Source organism: Paenibacillus sp. OT2-17, from assembly GCF_009827695.1.
GTDB classification, from domain to species: Bacteria; Bacillota; Bacilli; order Paenibacillales; family Paenibacillaceae; genus Paenibacillus; species Paenibacillus polymyxa_B.
Window position 1 is genome coordinate 1 of the sequence record NZ_WUDQ01000366.1, and the last position, 3,734, is coordinate 3,734.

2 protein-coding genes and 2 pseudogenes are annotated in these 3,734 nt (G+C 45.8%); all 4 read left to right on the forward strand.

From position 1 onward, the window contains the following. Window positions 1-148: pseudogene (locus GRP75_RS30520) on the forward strand (FadR/GntR family transcriptional regulator); the annotation flags it as partial. A 98-nt stretch (window positions 149-246) separates the two neighbouring features. Further along, window positions 247-1,791, forward strand: a complete 1,545-nt coding sequence (locus GRP75_RS21310) for a 2-isopropylmalate synthase (RefSeq protein ID WP_160790293.1) — start codon at window positions 247-249, stop codon at window positions 1,789-1,791. A 165-nt stretch (window positions 1,792-1,956) separates the two neighbouring features. Continuing rightward, window positions 1,957-3,345 carry a class II fumarate hydratase gene (gene fumC / locus GRP75_RS21315; RefSeq protein WP_160790294.1) on the forward strand — a complete coding sequence of 463 codons (1,389 nt, stop codon included), beginning with the start codon at window positions 1,957-1,959 and terminating at the stop codon, window positions 3,343-3,345. 198 nt (window positions 3,346-3,543) lie between these two features. Then, window positions 3,544-3,734: pseudogene (locus GRP75_RS21320) on the forward strand (potassium/proton antiporter); the annotation flags it as partial.

Genomic DNA, 3,734 nt, shown 5'->3' on the forward strand with positions numbered 1-3,734 from the left:
TCCAGCGATGCAAAATCATTTTACTTTGCAACATGAAAAAATATATGAAGCAATCCGGGATCAGGATGGCAAGGCTGCCGAACTTTATAGCATTCAGCATTTGGACGGCACCAAGCTGGAGCTGCAAAAGCATATGGGAAGTTTATAATTTTTTTATACTTAAACATCAGATGATCTGATGAATATGATGATCTTTGAGCCTTTTACTTGAGCATCTCCTAAAATCAAACCAAAGGTGGTATCTGTATGCGCAAAATATGGGTGTTGGACACAACGTTAAGAGATGGAGAGCAATCACCAGGAGTTAGCTTAACCAGCACAGAAAAGGTGGAAATTGCTCTTCAGCTGCAAAAATTAGGCGTAGATCGGATTGAGACTGGCTTTCCAGCAACCTCGCCTGGTGAGATTATCAGCATGCAGGAGATTGCCAAACAGGTTACCCAAGCAACACTGGTTGGTTTTGCACGCTCGAAAGAACAGGATATTGATGCAGTCAGAGAGGCGCTACGAGGAGCTGAGGATGCCTGTCTTCATTTGTTCCTGGCTACCTCACCCATTCACCGCCAACATAAGCTGCGAATGGATAAAGCGAAAGTATTAGAGATCGCTGCTGCTGCCATTCGTTATGGACGCAAGTATTTCAGCAAGGTAGAATTTTCAGCAGAGGACGCCAGTCGTACCGAGCTGGACTTTATTTGTGAGGTCGTGGATATGGCGATTCGTGCTGGAGCGACAGTCGTCAATTTACCGGATACGGTGGGATATGCCTCGCCGGACCAGTTCGGTGAAATGTTTAGAATTGTAAAACAACAAGTGCCCGGTATCGAAAAAATACAACTTAGCACACATTGTCATGATGATCTTGGTATGGCAACAGCTAACACGCTGGCGGCCATCCGTAATGGTGTAGACCAATTTGAAGGTACCATCAATGGCATCGGTGAGCGAGCCGGAAATACACCTATCGAGGAAGTTGCACTGGCCCTTGACACTAGAACCGAGCTCTATGGTGCACAAACGAGTCTGGTTTTGGAGGAGCTGTATGCCACCAGTCGCCTGGTGAGCAAACGTACGGGGATGTCGGTACCGGGAAACAAGGCCATTGTTGGAGCCAATGCGTTTGCGCACGAGTCTGGTATACATCAGGACGGAATGCTTAAAGAGCGTACAACGTATGAGATCGTGTCCCCTGAGCGTATTGGTCTGAAGACAAGTAAACTTGTATTGGGCAAGCACTCGGGTAGACATGCATTTAAAGAAAAACTGGCGGACATGGGGTTTGAAGCTTTGACGGAGGAACAGCTGCAAGAGGCGTTCCGCAAATTCAAGGCCTTGACGGATAAGAAAAAACAGGTGTTGGATGAAGACTTGCTCGTCCTGATGGATGAAAGCCGCAATGCCTCGCCTCAAATGTACACACTGGATTCCATTCAGGTGTCCTATGGCAATCAGTCGGTTCCAGTCGCATCCATTCGGTTGAGTAAACAAGATGGGACAGCAATTGATGAAGTAGCAATGGGTAACGGTTCTGTAGATGCGATTTTCCATGCTATAGACAAGGCCAGTGGTGAAGAGGTGGAGTTGGAGGATTATTCGATCCAATCTGTAACATATGGCAAAGATGCGTTGGGGGAAGTACACGCCATTTTGAGGCAAGGTGAGTACACAGCACTGGGAAGAGGCACAAGTACTGATATTTTGGAAGCTAGCGCCAAAGCTTACATCGATGCGCTGAACAAGCTACTGAGCAGAAAAGAAGTCCATGGCAAAAGAAATATCACCATTAGCTGAACTTAGTGACCCAGGATAGTAGCCGAAATCTCCTTTTGCCTCCTCTGGCCTCATCGTAAAAAAGCGCTTGCAAAATAAATGATAACATTTGAAATTTAATGTATAATAGGCAAGAGAGATCACCATATTTTGTCTGAATTACATAGGCCAAGAGGAGGAAATGAGTTGAACTACCGCATCGAAAAGGATACGTTGGGCGAAATCAAAGTACCGGCAGACCGTCTGTGGGGAGCGCAAACACAGCGCAGTAAGGAAAATTTCCCGATTGGTTCGGAGAAAATGCCATTAGAGGTCATACAGGCGTTCGCGGTGCTTAAAAAGAGCGCGGCGATCAGTAACTATAAGCTGGGTAAGCTATCACAGGAGAAGCAGGATGCCATTATTTATGCAGCAGACGAAATTCTCGCAGGGCGAGTTGATGACCATTTCCCATTGGTTGTATGGCAGACAGGGAGCGGTACGCAGTCCAATATGAATGTGAATGAAGTGATTGCTCATCTGGGAAGCCAATGGTTACAAGAGCAGGGAAAAGATACGAAGCTGCATCCCAATGACGATGTGAACATGTCGCAAAGCTCAAACGATACGTTTCCTACAGCGCTTCATGTAGCGGGTGTCATTGCAGTGGAGGATCGTTTGTTGCCTGCCATCGATAAGCTGAAAGAGACTTTTCAACAGAAGTCAGAGCAATTCAAGGATATTATAAAAATTGGACGAACCCATTTACAAGATGCGACACCGCTTACGCTGGGCCAGGAAATAAGCGGCTGGTATGCCATGCTGGACAAGAGCAAGCGAATTATCATCGACACGGTTCAATACATGAAGGAGCTGGCGATTGGCGGTACAGCGGTGGGGACAGGAATTAATGCTCATCCAGAGTTTGGCTCCCGAACCTCTGCGGAAATTTCCAGTTTCACTGGCAAAACGTTCACTTCCGCACCCAATAAATTTCATGCATTGACCAGCCACGATGAAGTGGTGGCCGTACATGGAGCAGTCAAAGCGCTCGCTGCCGATTTGATGAAAATCGCCAATGATGTTCGTTGGCTGGCAAGTGGTCCGCGTAGCGGTTTGGGGGAAATTACGATCCCTGCTAACGAGCCAGGTAGCTCTATCATGCCCGGTAAGGTGAATCCGACCCAGAGCGAAGCACTGACGATGGTCATTACTCAAGTAATGGGTAATGATGTAGCTATCGGCTTTGCTGCGAGTCAGGGTAATTTTGAACTGAACGTGTTTAAGCCAGTAATCATCTACAATTTTTTGCAGTCTGTTCAACTGCTGGCCGATTCCATGATTGCTTTTAATGACAACTGTGCGATCGGCATCGAGCCTGATCTTGCTAAAATTGAGCACAATTTGAATAATTCGCTGATGCTGGTGACGGCATTGAATCCACATATCGGATATGAAAATGCCGCTAAAATCGCCAAACTTGCACATGCAGAAGGACTGTCTTTAAAAGAAGCGGCACTCCGCAGCGGACTGTTGACTGAAGAACAGTTCGATCAATATGTTGTACCTGCGCATATGATTCATCCTAAAGCCTAAAGCACGACGATTGTCTCTGCTTAAGCCTTATAAAAAATATACAAACCAGCTCATCGAGTGCGATTTAGCACAGACCATGAGCTGGATTTTTTGTTTTCTGATATATTTTTTTACTTAAGATTAGTATTCTGTGTGATTTGAGGGTATATAGATAGAAGGCGAAAAATTGAACATCCATTTTCAAGATAGGAGAAGCGTATGGAACAGACAACCCTTATAAATTTGATTGTGCTTTTGCTGTCCAGCTTGCTGCTGGTCGGTGTGCTGACTACCAAATTTTCCAGCCGTTTCGGTATGCCTGCGCTTGTTTTGTTTATTGCCGTAGGTATGGTGCTTAGTCAGTTTATTTATTTTGATAATGCCTTTATCACACAGTTGGTGGGCATTCT